The organism is Kitasatospora sp. NPDC034533 (genome assembly GCF_055575155.1).
Window position 1 is genome coordinate 58502 of the sequence record NZ_JBVITE010000029.1, and the last position, 14553, is coordinate 73054.

General features: G+C 72.7%; 15 protein-coding genes. 5 read left to right on the plus strand and 10 right to left on the minus strand.

What is annotated here, in order from left to right; all coding sequences use genetic code 11:
* Position 1: 1 nt before the first annotated feature.
* The 6 genes from ACZ55U_RS20905 to ACZ55U_RS20930 form a co-directional block, all read right to left on the minus strand.
* Positions 2-574, minus strand: coding sequence for a hypothetical protein (locus tag ACZ55U_RS20905; RefSeq protein ID WP_465527644.1), 573 nt, complete (start codon positions 572-574; stop codon positions 2-4).
* The gene (locus tag ACZ55U_RS20910; RefSeq protein ID WP_465527692.1) at positions 567-914 is read right to left on the minus strand and encodes an SseB family protein; all 348 of its coding nucleotides are present in this window, start codon (positions 912-914) and stop codon (positions 567-569) included. The genes ACZ55U_RS20905 and ACZ55U_RS20910 overlap by 8 nt, the downstream gene beginning before the upstream one ends.
* Positions 915-1421: 507 nt before the next feature.
* A complete protein-coding gene (locus ACZ55U_RS20915) occupies positions 1422-2858 on the minus strand; it encodes an MFS transporter (protein ID WP_465527645.1) in 1437 nt (478 codons plus the stop codon).
* 257 nt (positions 2859-3115) lie between these two features.
* Positions 3116-3613, minus strand: a complete 498-nt coding sequence (locus ACZ55U_RS20920) for a nucleoside deaminase (RefSeq protein WP_465527646.1) — start codon at positions 3611-3613, stop codon at positions 3116-3118.
* Between the two features lie 142 nt (positions 3614-3755).
* Positions 3756-4226, minus strand: coding sequence for a cyanase (gene cynS / locus ACZ55U_RS20925; protein WP_465527647.1), 471 nt, complete (start codon positions 4224-4226; stop codon positions 3756-3758).
* A 141-nt stretch (positions 4227-4367) separates the two neighbouring features.
* On the minus strand, positions 4368-4955 hold the full coding sequence (locus ACZ55U_RS20930) for a carbonic anhydrase (RefSeq protein ID WP_465527648.1): 588 nt from the start codon (positions 4953-4955) through the stop codon (positions 4368-4370).
* Between the two features lie 124 nt (positions 4956-5079).
* Here ACZ55U_RS20930 and cynR point away from each other — a divergent pair, with 124 nt between their 5' ends.
* Positions 5080-6009, plus strand: a complete 930-nt coding sequence (cynR, locus tag ACZ55U_RS20935) for a transcriptional regulator CynR (RefSeq protein WP_465527649.1) — start codon at positions 5080-5082, stop codon at positions 6007-6009.
* Between the two features lie 431 nt (positions 6010-6440).
* Here cynR and ACZ55U_RS20940 read toward each other — a convergent pair whose 3' ends face one another.
* Positions 6441-6632: a hypothetical protein gene (locus ACZ55U_RS20940; RefSeq protein ID WP_465527650.1), complete on the minus strand. Its 192-nt coding sequence runs from the start codon at positions 6630-6632 to the stop codon at positions 6441-6443.
* Between the two features lie 81 nt (positions 6633-6713).
* Here ACZ55U_RS20940 and ACZ55U_RS20945 point away from each other — a divergent pair, with 81 nt between their 5' ends.
* On the plus strand, positions 6714-9524 hold the full coding sequence (locus tag ACZ55U_RS20945; RefSeq protein ID WP_465527651.1) for an NACHT domain-containing protein: 2811 nt from the start codon (positions 6714-6716) through the stop codon (positions 9522-9524).
* Positions 9525-9785: 261 nt separating this feature from the next.
* On the opposite strand, the gene ACZ55U_RS20950 is transcribed toward ACZ55U_RS20945, so the two are convergent.
* Both ACZ55U_RS20950 and ACZ55U_RS20955 read right to left on the minus strand, forming a co-directional pair.
* Positions 9786-10352, minus strand: a complete 567-nt coding sequence (locus tag ACZ55U_RS20950) for a hypothetical protein (RefSeq protein ID WP_465527652.1) — start codon at positions 10350-10352, stop codon at positions 9786-9788.
* 148 nt (positions 10353-10500) lie between these two features.
* Complete coding sequence (locus tag ACZ55U_RS20955; protein WP_465527653.1) at positions 10501-10653, minus strand: hypothetical protein; 153 nt, start codon at positions 10651-10653, stop codon at positions 10501-10503.
* Positions 10654-10711: 58 nt separating this feature from the next.
* Between ACZ55U_RS20955 and ACZ55U_RS20960 the strand changes: the two genes are divergently transcribed.
* Both ACZ55U_RS20960 and ACZ55U_RS20965 read left to right on the plus strand, forming a co-directional pair.
* Entirely contained in the window at positions 10712-10936 is a 225-nt protein-coding gene (locus ACZ55U_RS20960; protein ID WP_465527654.1) for a serine protease inhibitor, read from the plus strand.
* A gap of 348 nt (positions 10937-11284) precedes the next feature.
* The gene (locus tag ACZ55U_RS20965) at positions 11285-12037 is read left to right on the plus strand and encodes a hypothetical protein (protein WP_465527655.1); all 753 of its coding nucleotides are present in this window, start codon (positions 11285-11287) and stop codon (positions 12035-12037) included.
* A gap of 250 nt (positions 12038-12287) precedes the next feature.
* On the opposite strand, the gene ACZ55U_RS20970 is transcribed toward ACZ55U_RS20965, so the two are convergent.
* Positions 12288-13013 (minus strand): GbsR/MarR family transcriptional regulator, encoded by a 726-nt coding sequence (locus tag ACZ55U_RS20970; RefSeq protein ID WP_465527656.1) that lies wholly within the window; start codon positions 13011-13013, stop codon positions 12288-12290.
* Between the two features lie 256 nt (positions 13014-13269).
* On the opposite strand from ACZ55U_RS20970, the gene ACZ55U_RS20975 reads away from it, so the two are divergent.
* Positions 13270-14493, plus strand: a complete 1224-nt coding sequence (locus ACZ55U_RS20975; RefSeq protein ID WP_465527657.1) for a serine hydrolase domain-containing protein — start codon at positions 13270-13272, stop codon at positions 14491-14493.
* Positions 14494-14553: the final 60 nt, after the last annotated feature.

A 14553-nucleotide genomic window follows, 5' to 3' on the forward strand; every position in this document is an offset into this window, starting at 1 on the left:
GTCACTTCTCCGGGGCCGGCGGGACGGGGCCGACCGTCGCGTTCAGCGTCATGTTGACGACGCCGGGTTTCTGAATCGCGTCCTGGGCCGCCTTCTGCCACTGCTGCTTGATGTCCTCACCGGCCTTGTCGAAGGACTTGCCGGAGTAGTCCGGGTGCATGATGTCGTTGATCGGGTTGTCGCCCCACACCTGCGACCACGACTCGTGCTCGATCTGCTCCTCGGTCAGATGGGGATTGCCCATCGCGCCGGCCACGACGTCCTTCATCAGCCCGTTCGCGTACTGTTCCTGCTCGTGGTAGGTACCGGCGGCCAGGCCGATCTTGTCCGCCATGTCCGAGCCCTTCAGCACCAGCGATCTGACCGCCCAGCTCCACCGTTCGCAGAATTCCCCGAACGTCGACGACAGTCCGGAGTCGCCGGCGTCCATCCCTCCCAGTTCCAGCTCCGTGAAACCGCGCCCGCCCTCCGCGACCCCGGCTATGCCGATCGACTTCAGTTCGGCGATCACCCCGTTGAGGCCGTCCGCCACCAGCTTCAGCGCCTCGGGATCCGCCTGATATCCCTCACCCAACGCCCACACCCTCCGTCGACACCGGTCCGTCCAGGGCCACCTCGTCCGGCACGATCCCCCGCACCGGAGGAAGGAGCATCGGCTGCTTCCCCTCCACGTCCAGCGCGATCCCCCCGGGCACACCCAGACCCGGCACCGCCACATCCAGCAGCCGGCTCCCCAGCACCGTCATGTACGGGAAGCCGTCCAGCGGGAGCCCCTTCGACCTGACGAACGCCGCCAGTTCCTCCTCGGACGAGAACACGAAGATCCACCGCAGACCTCCCTCGTCCGCCGTCCACACCGCCTCATCGCCCCACAGCGGCACCAACACCGCACTCAGCCGGAACTGCGCCAGCATCACGGCCGGATCCCCTGCCCCCGCCCGCATCATCCGTACCTGGTGAACCAGGCCAGTGTTAGCCATCGGCACCCCCCAAGGTCTCGTGGCCAGTCGTCACCATAACGCACACTCGTTCGAGCAGAGCGTCACCGGTATCCCCGGATGGCTCTGTCGTGCAGGGCAACATGGTGAGATCACGGTTCCACCGTCGGTGGGGTCGTGCCCCAGTCGGAGTCCGTCGAGGTCCGTCGTAATCCGGGTTCATGGTGTTGCGCTCATATAGGCCGTGCGATCGGAAAAGGGGATCGGGGGCGCCGAGGCCTGGGGCGGCGGGGACGGCGCAGTCGGAGGGAACAGCGAAGCCCTCCGTTCTCACCCGTCCCCGCTCCTCGCCTCCCCGCCGTGGCCCCAAAGCGGCTGGACTGCCCTGCCCGCGGTGCCTGCGCCGCCCATCCAGGCCTGCGGGGGCGCGGGGTGTGGGCGGGGCCCATGCGGGCGGGGCGCTGCCCACGGGGACCGTACGGGTCACGCCCCTGCCCGCGAAGTCTGCCGGCGGTGCCGGCCGGTCCTCGTCGGTGCCGTGCCGGGTGGGGCGCTGCGGCGCGCCTGGTAGCGCGTGGAAGCGGCCAGGGCGGCGATGGTGAGGCCGCAGCCGGTGATGATCCACCAGGCTGGGCGGCTCGCGTGGTCGAACGCGGCGGCGGTGGAGCCGACGGCGGGGAGGGTGGCGCCGGTGACGGCGACACCGAGGGCGCTGCCGATCTGGCGGCTGGTGGTGGTGATGGCGGAGGCCACGCCGGCCTGGGCGAGGGGCATGCCGGAGACGGCGGTGTGGGTGATGGGGACGTTGACGAGTCCGAAGCCGATGCCGACGAGGAGGTAGCAGGCCGCCAGCAGCGGGGGGTGCCGCTGGGCTCCGAGGAGGGCGAGGAGTCCGGCGAGGGCGGTGGCGGTGCCCGAGAGCATCAGGGGCAGGCGGGGGCCGCGGGTGGCGGTGAGGCGCCCGGCCAGGGGCGGACAGGCGATGGTCATGGCGGCCATGGGCAGCAGGCGGAGGCCGGCCTGCCAGGCGGACAGGCCGCGGGCGCCCTGGAGGTCGAGGGCGGTGAGGAAGAGGAAGCCGCTCAGGGCGGCGAAGGCGCACACGGCGCTGAGGGCGGACACGGTGAACAGGGGCCGGCGGAAGAAACGCAGTTCGATCAGCGGCTCGCGCCGGGTGAGCTCGGCGGTGATCAGTGCGGGCAGTGCCACGACGGCGGTGAGCGCGCAGGCCAGGACCGGGGCGGAGGTCCAGCCGGTGACCGGCCCCTGGATGATCGCGTAGACGGTCGCGGTGAGCAGGACGACGACCAGCGTTTGGCCGACCGGGTCCGGGCGGCGGGGCCGCGGGGCGCGGGACTCGGGCACCCGGCCGGTCAGGGCCAGCGCGAGGAGGCCGACGGGCAGGTTGATCAGGAAGATCCAGCGCCATCCGGTGGTGTCGACCAGGAGCCCCCCGAGCACGGGGCCGACAGCCATGGTGATGCCCTGGACCGCACTCCAGACGCCGATGGCGCGGGCGCGTTCGCGGCGGTCCGTGAAGACGTCGGTGATGATGGCCATGGCCACGGGAGTGAGCATGCAGCCGCCCACGGCCTGGAGGGCGCGGAAGGCGATCAGCCAGCCGAGGGTGGGGGCCAGGGAGCACAGCAGGGAGGCGGTGGTGAACAGGGCGAGCCCGGCACGGAAGACGCGGCGGCGGCCTATGCGGTCCCCGGTCGAACCGGCGAGCAGCAGCAGGGAGGAGAGGACGACGAGGTAGGCGTCGACGGTCCACTGCAGTGCGGCGGTGGAGGCGCCGAAGTCGTGCCGGATGGCCGGCAGCGCGGTGTTCACGGCCGTGTTGTCGAGGCTGGCGAGGAACAGGGCTGAGCAGCACACGGCAAGGGCCAGCAGGCGCTGCCTCGGGGGCGGCTGGGACACGGCACCACCTTGGGGAGGGACGGGTTGGGGGTGAGGTGGGGGAACGGATGAGACCTGCGGCGGCGGACCGGTCCGGGGGGAGGTGGGGAAGGTGTGCGGCCGGGGCCCGGCGCCGGGTTCCTCGCGGATCCGGCGAGCCACGGTCCGCTCGGCGTCCTCTCCGGGTTCGCGCTTGTCACCGGGCGGGCGCTCAGGAACCGGCCCTCACCCGGGCCCGGGTGAGGGCCGCCTCCTCGGTCACGCCGGGTACGGCAGGCTCAGGCGGTGGGGGCACCGGCGACTCGGCGCTCGCCGCCGTTGCGCTCCTGCCAGAACCGGTACACCTCGACGGCGTCCTCGCGTGCCTCGTGGCGCATCGGCAGACGGCGCTCCTGCCAGGGCTTGGCGAACTCGTCGTAGAAGCTGTTCAGTTCGAAGTACTTGCGGTCGTCGACGTAGTGGGGCTCGTAGGCGTCGCGGGTGGTGAGGAAGACGACCTCGTCCGGCGAGCAGTAGTACAGCGACCCCAGGCACATCGGGCAGGGATGGGCGAGGACGTAGATGGTGGTGCCGCTCAGGTGCTCGGTGCCGAGCTTGGTGCAGGCCTCGCGGATGGCGAGGATCTCCGCGTGCGCGGTGGGGTCGTTCGTCTGGGCGACCTTGTTGGGGCTCTCGGCAATGATCTCGCCGTCCTTGACGATGACGGTCGCGAACGGGCGGCCGCCCTCGGCGACGTTCTGCCGGGCGATGTCGATGGTGCGCTGGACGAAGTCCATGGAGGTCCTCCGGAGTTGGTGGGACGGGCCGCCGGCGGGCGGCTTCGCGGGGGTCGGGGAACGGGCGGGGCGGGGCGAGGCCGGAGGGCTGTTTTCCGGCCCCGCCCCGTCGCCGTGCCGTGCGACGCCGTATCGGCGCCGGTCAGAAGGGCTTGGTCGGCAGGTACTTGCCGTCCAGGGTGATGACGGCGCGCTCGCCGCCCTCGGGGTCGGCGACCTTCTTCACGTCCAGCTTGAAGTTGATCGCGGAGATGATGCCGTCACCGAACTCCTCGTGGACCAGGGCCTTGAGGGTGGTGCCGTAGACCTGGAGCATCTCGTAGAAGCGGTACATGGTCGGGTCGGTCGGGATCCGGTTCGGCATCGAGCCGCGCACCGGGATGGTCTGGAGCAGCAGCGCCGCGTCGTCGTCCAGGCCGAGCAGTTCGGCCACGGCCTTGGCCGACTCCTCCGGCAGGGGGTGCTGGCCGAGGACGGCGGCGGTGGTGAAGGCCACCGACAGGCCCGAGGCCTGCGCGATCTGCTTCCAGGTCAGGTCCTTGGCGGTCTTGGCCGCCACGGCCTTGGCGGCCAGGGCCTCACGGGCGGTCTGCTCGCACTGTGCGTGCACCATGATCATTGAGTCCTTTTCTCTCGGGTGTGCCGCTTCACGGGGAGGGTGGAGCGGCGGGTTGGGGGGGTGGACACGGGGCCCGGCGGGCTGACGCGCGGGGCGGGAGCCCGGAGCCGGGCGGGAGCCCCGGAGCCAGGCGGGTCAGGCCGCGCGCACGGCGCCGGCGGCGGTGAGGTCGTCGACCCGGCCGGTGGGGATGTCGTAGACCCAGCCGTGCAGGGCGACCTTCTCCTCCGCCAGGGCCTTGGCGACCGAGGGGTGGGTGGCCAGGTTCGCCAGCTGCGCGAGCACGTTCTGCCGCACCAGGGCCGCGACGCCACCGCCGGCGGCGGTGCGCGCCACCGAGGCGTCCGCGAGCCGCAGCCAGGAGGCGACGGCCGGGGCGCCGCCGAGGTCGTGGCCCGCGGCGAGGGCGGTCATCGCGCCGCACGCGGAGTGACCGCAGACGACGATGTCCTTCACCCCCAGCGCAGCCACCGCGTACTCGATGCTCGCCGTGACCCCGTCGGCCCCGGGGGTGTAGGCGGGCACCAGATTGCCGGCCGTGCGGATGACGAAGAGGTCACCCGGCTCCGCTCCGGTGATCAGTTCGGGCACGACACGGGCGTCGGAACAGCTGATGAACAGCGTGTGCGGCGAGTGATGCGTGGCCAGGTGGTCGAAGAGCTCCGCCTTGGCCGGGAAGACGTCCCGCCGGAAACGGGCGACGCCCTCGATGAGGTCCTGCATGGTCACTCCCTTCGGGTGGTGATCGGCCCCTGTGGGCTGGTGAGATCCACCATGCACGACCTGCGTCTATAGCGTCCAAGAGCTGTTGGAAATGAGATCTATTGATGGCATCTATAGTGGTTCCATGGCCGCTCTCGAACTGCGTCACCTGCGCTATCTGCTCGCCGTGGCCGAACACGGCAACTTCACCCGCGCCGCCGAGGAACTGCACATCTCCCAGCCCACGCTCTCCCAGCAGATCAAGCAGCTGGAACGGATGGTGGGAGCGCAGCTGCTGGACCGCACCGGCCGCGCCGTTCGGCTCACCGACGCCGGCGCCGTCTACACCGACCACGCCCGGCGGGCGCTGCGCGACCTGGCCTCCGCCGAACGGGCCGTGCACGACGTCCGGGACCTCTCCCGCGGCCACCTGCGCCTGGGCGTCACCCCCACCTTCACCGCCTACCTGGTCGGCCCGCTCACCGCCGAAGTCCACACCCGCCACCCCGGCGTCAGCCTCGCCCTGACCGAGGCGACCCAGGACCGCATCGAAGCGGCGCTACTCGCGGACGACCTCGACTGCGGTATCGCCTTCGCCGGCGCCCACCCGCCCGGCATCACCGCCACCGCGCTGTTCACCGAGTCCCTCAGCCTCGTCACCGCCGCCCCCCGCGCCCGGGCGACGCCGGAGCCCCTACCGGTCCACGCCCTCGACGGCCGACAACTCGCCCTGCTCAGCGGCGACTTCGCCACACGCGGCCACATCGACGCCTACTTCGCCCGCCACCGGGCCACCCCACGCATCACGGTCGAGGCCAACTCCATCCAGGCCCTCACCGAAATCGTCCGGCGCACCGACCTGGCCACCGTCCTGCCCGACGCCGTCACCCACGACCACCCCCACCTCGCCCCCGTCCCCCTCGACCCGCCCCTGCCCACCCGCACCGTCGCCCTCCTGCACCGCGAGAACGCCTACCAGAGCGCCGCCACCCGCGCCTTCACCCGCCTCGCCCACGACCTCGTCCGCACCCGCGGCTACACCCCGCCGCCCGAGGCCGGTCCTCGGGTAGGATGACTGGCGCGGCGGCCCAGCGCGGACACGGCCGTGAACCGGCGTCATACCGGGGGGATACGCCCGACCGAACGGGCGAAGGGGCGGCCGGCCCGAATCACGTGTGGGGTCGGAGCCGGTCGTCGAGCGCGGCACCCACGTCGGGGCAGTTCTTCCGGATGGTGTCGAGGAAGGCGTGGAGCACCGGGGAGTGGTCGCGGGCCGCGAAGGACAGGACGAGGTCGGGCGGTGAAGGGCTCCCCGTTCCTGAGCCGAGTACCGGGCAGATCGTGCGGGTCCGGCCGGACCTGCCGGCCTTCCGCGAGCGCCACACCATCAGGCTCGTTGAGGGCTGTCCGGCCACGCTGCCCAAGGACCACCGGTTGTCGCTGACGAAGGCCGGCCCTCCGACAGGGCCACCCGGCCGTCCAGGCCGGTGGGCCCGCTGCCGGGGGCTAGCGTGACCGCGTGCGGCGCAGCGCGTCCAACAGGAGTCGAAGCACCTCGCGAGCGGCCGCCCGGCGGGCCGGACGGCGGGACCAGACGGCGGGCAGGACGACGCCCAGCAGGACGGACAGGAGCAGCAGGCAGGGCAGGGAGGAGAGGTGGAAGAGGGAGGACAGGCAGGGAGCGAACTGGTTCGGCACGGGTCTCTCCGTTCGGCTGGATCGGGCGGACGGGAGCCAATCTGGCCGAATCCGCGTTCCGCGCCGTTCGCCTGAACGAAGATGAACGCCATGCAGGAACTCGCCAGCACATTGCGGGAATTGATGGTCCGGCGGCGGCTCACCGTGGACCAGCTCGTTCGGAAGGCCGGCCTGGGGCGGACGACGGTGAGCCAGGCGCTGAACGGTTCGAGGCTGCCCTCGGAGCGGACGGTGGTGTCGCTCGCCACCGCGCTGCGCGCCGAGCCCGGACCGCTGCTCGACCTGCGCCGGCGGGCGGCGGGGCCCACCCCCGCCACCGTGGCGCGCGGGGAGTTCGAACGGCGCTACTGCGAGTACCTGGTCAAGCGGCACAGCCATCTGGACATCATCGGACTCGACCTCAGCCGCCCGGAGCGGGCCCGCTGGCCGCTCGACACCGCCTACCTCAGTCTCGAACTCGCCTCCTCCGCACCGCGCTCACCGGAGGAGCAGCAGGTCCACCAGGTGCAGCGGGCCGAGCGGGCGCTGGCGGGCAAGGAGCGGATCCTGGTGCGCGGTCAGGCGGGGAGCGGCAAGACCACGTTGTTGCAGTGGCTCGCGGTGGTCACGGCGCAGGACCGGCTCCCGGACGAGCTCTCGTCGTTGAGCGGCACGGTGCCCTTCCTGCTACCGCTGCGTCGGCTGGTGCGCGCCGCGGCGTTCCCGACGGCCGGTGAGCTACTGCGGAGCATCGGGTGTCCGCTGGCGGCCGCCCAGCCCCCGAACTGGGCGGACCGGCTGCTGGTGGAGGGGCGCGGGATGCTGCTGCTGGACGGACTGGACGAGGTGCCGCAACGGGACCGGGCCCGCACCTTCGACTGGCTGAGCGGGCTGCTGGCCGCCTATCCCTCCTGCTTCACGGCCGTCACCACGCGGCCGACCGTCCTCCCCGAAGGAGCCCTGGTCGCCAACCGTTTCGCCGAGCTGACGGTCCGCCCGATGGGCCGACGCGATGTCGCCGTCTTCGTCCGGCGCTGGCACGACGCCGCCCGGGCCGAGACCGACGACCTCCCGGAGATCGAGCGGCTGACCCAGCTTGAGCACCAGCTCGGGGACACGATCAGGGCGCAGCGCGACCTGGCCCAGCTCACCACCACTCCCCTGCTCTGCGCGCTCGTCTGCGCGCTGCACCGTGACCGGCGCGGGCACCTGCCCCGGGGCCGGAAGGCGCTCTACAGCGCCGCGCTGTCCATGCTGATGATCCGCCGCGACGACGAGCGCGACATCCAGGCGCCCGAGGGGATCGTGCTCGACGAGGACCAGACCACCGAGTTGCTGCAGCGGCTGGCGTACTGGATGATCCGCAACGGCCTGGCCGAGGCCGAACTGAACGACGCCGCCCACCCCATCGGCGCCGCGCTCCCGGCCATGCCCGAGGTCCGCGCCCAGGGGGATGCCCGGCAGGTGCTCGCCCACCTCATCGCCCGCAGCGGGCTGCTGCGCCAGCCGACCGCCGAGACCGTGGATTTCATCCACCGGACGTTCGAGGACTTCCTGGGGGCCAAGGCGGCGGTCGCTAGTCTCGACTTCGGTGTGCTGAAGGAACACGCGAGCGATCCCCAGTGGGAGGACGTGCTGCGCATGGCCGTGGCGCACGCCCGTCCTGACGAGGCGGCGCGCGTGCTGCGGATGCTGATCGGGCTGGGAGACGGCAGTGCCGAGCACGGTACCCGGCTCCACCTGCTGGCCGCGGCCTGCCTGGACCAGGTCACCGTGCTGGATCCGGCGGTGCGGGAGGAGGTGGAGGAGCGGCTACGGCGTCTGCTGCCGCCCCGGTCGTCGCACGACGTCGACCGGCTGGCCGCCTGCGGACCGTTGGTGCTTGACCTGCTGCCCGGCCCGGAGGAGCTGGACGACGAAGAGCGGGCGTTCGTCGTCCAGACCGCGGTACGGGCCGGCGGGGAGCAGTCCCTGCCCTACCTGAAGCGGTTCCGCTCGCTCAGGGGAGAGATGATGTGGACCGCGCTCGGCCACGCCTGGGCCGATTCCCGGATCGACGCCGCCGAGTTCGCGCGGGAAGTCCTCGCGTACGGTCCGGGGGACGGCTCGGTCGTGATCAGCACGCCCGAACACTTCACGGCCCTGCGCGAGATCGGCGACTTCCCGCGGATCCAGTTCGTCGGCCCCTTCAAGCAGGACGATCTGATCGCCTCCGGGCGTCTGGGCACCTGCCGGGCCCTCTCGATCAGTGGAAGCCACCTGGACGACCTGGGCTTCCTCCGTGACTATCCCGAGATCACCGACCTGAGCCTGACGGCCTGCGCGATCAGTGGCGATCTGCTCTCCTCCGGAGCCGCGGACCAACGGGGCTCGGGGACCCGTGCTGCTCCCCTCGGCGGGTACGAGCCGCTCGCCGCGCTTCCGGGCCTGCGCCACCTGACCCTGGGGCAACCGCTGCGCTGCGCGAGCCTGCGCACGTTCCCGGCGCCCGACGATCTGGTCACGCTGAACCTCCTGGCTGACTCGCTCCAGGCCACCTCGATCACCGGGATCAGCCGGTGGTCCGGGTTGCGGGCCGTGACCCTGGAGTACCGGGGAATCCAGCCGCTGGACGAGCTCGCCGAGTTGCCGGAGCTCGTCCAGCTCTCCCTGTACTGCTCGGATCACCCCTATCTGCCCGTCCTGCCGAAGGTGGACTTCCTGGACATCGGCAGGCTCGTCGCGCTGAAGATCCTCGGTGATCTGCCCGTGGCCACGCCGAACCTGCGCCGGCTGACGCTCTCGGCCGGGTGGCAGACCGACCTCGCCCCACTTCGCGATCTGCCTGGTCTGGAGGAGGTCGTCGTCTTCGGTTCCGGGGAACTGCTGAACATCGACGTGCTCCCGCCCGGCACGCTCGTCCGCCGCCTCTGACGCCGGGGCGGTCGACGAGGCCGCCGGTGGGAACCGGCACGGGCGGCCCGGGCGACGGCTACGCCCAGGGTGAGCGGGTCGTCCGGCCGGTGGAGCCGCCAGGACATTGGCCCCACCGGCCCCTCATCGGCCACCCGCCACCCCGTCTCCGGCCCCTCCCCCGGAGCCGACCGTCCTCTGCCGGCACACCGCCGCCCTCGCCCGCTCCGAGGACCCGCTCCTGCTGCCCCGCCTGCGCCGGCGGGCCCCGATCCGCGACGCCTAGGCGGAGTTGCTGAGGACCAGGCAGACCAGGGCCCCCGTCGCATCACGGATGGCGGCGGCCGCGCCGCACCCGGCGGAGGAGCTGACGTGGAAGGCGACGCACTTCGCCCCGTCGCCCGAATCCGCCGGCACCTCGACGACGTTGGGCACCCGTCCGGCCCGCGCCCCGGCCGCCAGCTGCGTCGCGGCGCGCGCGGCGAAGGCACGGTCCCACCCGATCCGCGACGGCCCGTCATCGCTCCAGATCGCGCCGAGTGGGCCGAGCGGCTGGTAGTCCTCGATCGGGTCGTCCAGCCGTCCGGCGGTCAAGGACTCGGCGATCACCTCGGGGGCGGCCAGGGGAACGACCGCTATGGACACCCACGAGGCGGGCAGGTCGTACGCCGCTCGCTTGGCCGGATCGGCGTCGGCGACGACCTCCAGGTACACGGGGTACCGGCCGGGCGGGACGTCGATCGGCACCACCACGGCCCCCGCGTCGCTGGGCGCGGAGGCCTGAGCGCCCACCCAGCCGGGAGGGAGGAACGGCCGGCCGCCCTGGGCGACCACGCTTCGGTCCAGCACCGGAACCCGCTCCTCACAGCGGGAGGCGGGCGCAGCCTGCGGCGCTGAGGGGCCTGCTTTGCCGGCGCCGGTTCGCCGCGAGCACCGTCGCCCATGCCGGCTGCCCCCGGTCACCGGCGACGGGCATGCCGCACGGCCGGGAGTTCACTCAGTACTCCTGTCCGCTCCAGCCGTGCCGGTTCCGGCCGCTGCCGCCCGGCCCGGCCGTCTGGTCAGCGGCGGCGCTGCTTGCTCTTGAGCCGGTGGACACCGCGCTGGAGGAGAGCACCACGATGCGGCGCACACTCGCCGCCTTCGCCATCAGGAATCGCCCTGATCCCGGCGCGTCATCCAGCCGAGAGGTGGGCATGGTGCCGGTCATGACGGACGACGACTTCGACTTCGCTTCCCTGCGTTCCTGGCCCCACCTCGTCGGCACCGACGTCGACGAGGCCAGGACCGTGATCGAGGCGGAGAACCCGGACCTGCACGTTCAGCCCGTGCCGATGGGTGACGACGTCCCGTGCGACTTCCAGCCGGACCGGGTGTGGTTGTGGTTCGCCCCGGACACCCGTCTGGTCAGTGGGAGGCCCCGGGTCGGCTGACCAGAGAACCCACCCGCCCTGCCGGCTTCGGCCAGGTCGTGGGGGCCTGGTCCGCGCGCACCTGGACTGATCAGGATCCGGGAGCCGGGCCACGGGGCAGCCCGGCCCGGACGGCGGCCCGGCACCGGCCGAGACGACGACGCCGGCCCGCACAGCGATCATCCGGCGACCTCCGATTCCCCGGCAACGCCGAAGTGCACCGGCACGACGCGACCACGACCACGGCGCCGGGGGGCGGGGCCGCGCTCCGGACAGCAGCCAGGGCGGGTGGGCGAACGGGCGGCGGCGGACGGCGGGTGCGATACGCCCACCCGGCCCCGGCACGGCCAGGATCAGTAGGCTGGCGCGATGGCTGGGGTACTGGGCTTCGACGCGCTGCTGGCGTGCCTGATGAACCATCGGGCACTCGACTCCGCCGCGCTCTCCGCGGCGGCGGGCGCCGACCCGGCGCAGCTGCGGGCTGTACTCGCCGGGCAGGGGCCGACCGGACGGCTACTCAGGGACCTCGGACCGGTCCTCGGTCTGCACGCCGCCGATCTGTTCGTCCTCTCCGGACAGCCGGTGCCTGACGACCTGACGCCGGTCACCCGCAATCCGAACTGGTCGATCAGCGCTGTCGTCCACAACGCGATGGTCATGCCCGCTGGGAACCGGCGACCGCTGCTGGACGCGATCCGGGCGCAGCCCCCGGTGTCGCGCGAGGGGCGAGGTGGGATCGACCGGCCGTACCACCGGTACGAGCCGGGCTTCGGCGCGGTGCTCCTGGCGCTCGCGCACGGCCGGAACCTCACCTGGTCAAGCACGGCGAAGGCGCTGTACGCGGTCACCGACGGGCGGGTCTACCTGTCTCCGTCCACCATCGGCGGGGTGGGCCGCGGCGCCGTCGAAGCGACCCCCGAACTGGTGGCCGGCTTCGCCGGTGTTCTCGGCGTTCCCGCCGCCGACCTGGCCGCGCTCGGCGGCGTCCCTCTATCCGACGACCTGCCACCGCTCCATTCCCGGGCCGCGGACGTGGCTGCCGTCATCTGGGAAGCCCGACGTCTGACCACCGCCCAGCTCCAGGACGTCGAACGCACCTCCCGCCACCTGGCGGGCCGCTGACCGCCGCCGCCAAGGGCCCGGGCAACCACCCGGGCGACAGCCCACCCGCCCGCGGCCGTCACCGGAGCCGGGAACGGTGCCGGTCCGTGACGGCGAGATCGAGAAGCGAGCGCGCGAGCGGAGCGCCCAGGCCTTCCCCGGGACGTCGTGTCCGGGGGCCACACGCCGGGCCACTGCTCGGCGCGGTGCCGAGCGCGATCGGACCCCGCTTGCCGATCGGCGGCCAGCAGGGGCTCGGGTCGTCGGGCGGTCAGGACGGGAGCGGGCCGCGCTCCTCGTACCACTGGCGGACGGACCGCACGATGTCCTGGCCGATCCGGTCCAGCAGCGCGGACGCGTCGTCCATCCGGGCGCCCGCGGGGGTGGCGGGTCCGAGCAACTCGGCGCCGTGGCGGGTGATCCCGGCGAGCATCGTGTTGCGTTCGGCGCTGGCCAGCAGCGCGCGGTACCAGATGTCGCCGTCGATGACGTAGCGCTCGCGACGTTGCCGGTCGTCGCGCTCCCGGCGGACCAGCGCCTGCCCCTCCAGGTAGCCGATCGCTTTGGAGACGGCGGCCGGGCTCACCCGCAGCCGCCGCACCAGGTCGCCGGAGGTCAGGCTGCCCTCGTCGGTGACGTAGAGGCAGCCGAGCACCCGGGCCGCCATCCGGGGCATGCCGACGTGCACCAGCAACTCGGCCAGCCGGTCGGCGAACGCGCCGACGGCGGCCGGGTCCCGGTCGACGCCGCCGGGGGCGGCCGGGGCGGTCGGGCGCGGGGCGGCGGGCGCGGTACGGCTGCGGCGGGAGCGCTGGGCGGTCGCGCGCTGGGCGCGCTCGGCCTGGTAGCCGGACGGGCCGCCGTTGCGGGCGATCTCCCGGGTGACGGTCGAGGTCGGCCGGCCGAGGCCGCGGGCGATCTCGCCGTAGCCGAGCCCCTCGGCCAGGCCGGTGGCGATCCGGCGGCGGTCCCGCAGGGTCAGTCGGCCTCCTGGCATCCGTCCACTTCCCCTCGTCCTGTCGGGTTCCTCGCGCGGGCGTCCTCGCGATCGTCAGGAGAGTATCCGTCCGACGCCCGCCTTGTTGCAATGGGAGCGCGGAGGTGTTGCTTTCACCGGCAGTCCCATTGCAAGGAAACGAGCAAACTGAGCTTTGGTGATGCGGAATGAGCCATGGAGTTGATGTTGACGGTCCTGTGAATCAGCGGGAGCGTTCTCTCCGTCCACGGGAAACACCGTCGAGGGGGAGCACACCATGAGGACCACGACCCGCGCCGCCGTCACCGCCCTGCTCACCGGGGCCGTGCTCGCGGCCACCGTCTCCACCGCCGCGCCGGTGTTCGCCGACCAGGCCGCCGGGCAGAGCGGGCAGACCGGGCGGGCCGGGCAGCGGGAGCGCCACCCTGCCGTGCAGGCGGTGCTCGACCGGGGCGTGGCGACCGGTGGACTCCCCGGCGCCGTCGCCGAGGTTCGGGACGGCCGCCATCGCTGGTTCGGCGAGGCGGGCGTCGCCGACCTCACCACCGGGCGGCCCCGCCAGGAGCAGGACCGGTTCCGGATCGGCAGCACCACCAAGACCTTCGTCTCCACCGTCGTGCTCCAGCTCGCCGCCGAGGGCCGGCTGAGCCTGGACGACAGCGTGGAGCACTGGCTGCCCGGCGTCCTCGACGCCCCCGGCTACCGGCCCGACCGGATCACCGTCCGTCAGCTGCTCAACCACACCAGCGGGGTCCCCAACTTCGCGACGGACGACGAGATCGGGAAGGAGTTCCGCTACGAGCCCTTCCTGCGGCACCGCTTCGACGACTTCACCCCCGAGGGGCTCGTCGGCATCGCCCGCGCCCACCAGCCCGACTTCGCCCCCGGCACCGGCTGGACGTACTCCGACACCAACTACGTCCTCGCCGGGATGATCGTCGAACGGGCCACCGGCAGCGCCCTGTCCCAGCAGATCCGCCGGCGCATCACGGCTCCGCTCGGCCTCACCGGCACCTACGAGCCCGCCTCCGACGACGTCACCATCCACGGTCCGCACGGGCGGGAGTACTCCCACCTCGGATACACCGACCCCGACACCCCGGACCACGACGTGACCGAGCTGAGCCCGTCCTGGGGCTGGGCGTCCGGCGACATGATCTCCACCACGGGCGACCTCGACTCCTTCTTCGCCGCCCTGCTGGGCGGACGACTGCTGCCGCCGGCCCAGCAACAGGAGATGTTCACGATGGTCCGGACGCCGGCGGACAAGTGGATCAAGGGCACCGCCTACGGCCTGGGCGTCAGCTCCGTCGACCTGCCCTGCACCACCGTCTGGGGCATGGGCGGCGCCATCAACGGCTCGTGGACCTACACCTTCGGCAGCCGGGACGGCCGCCACCTGCTCTCCACCAACGTCAACGGGGACTGGCTGAACGGCGGCAGCGGGCCGATCGACCTGTTCACCGCCGAGCTGGAGGCGGAGTTCTGCCCCGGCTCCTGAGCCGAGAACGCCACTGACGGCCCTTCGCCCCCGGCCTCGCCCCGTCCGGGAAACCGGGAG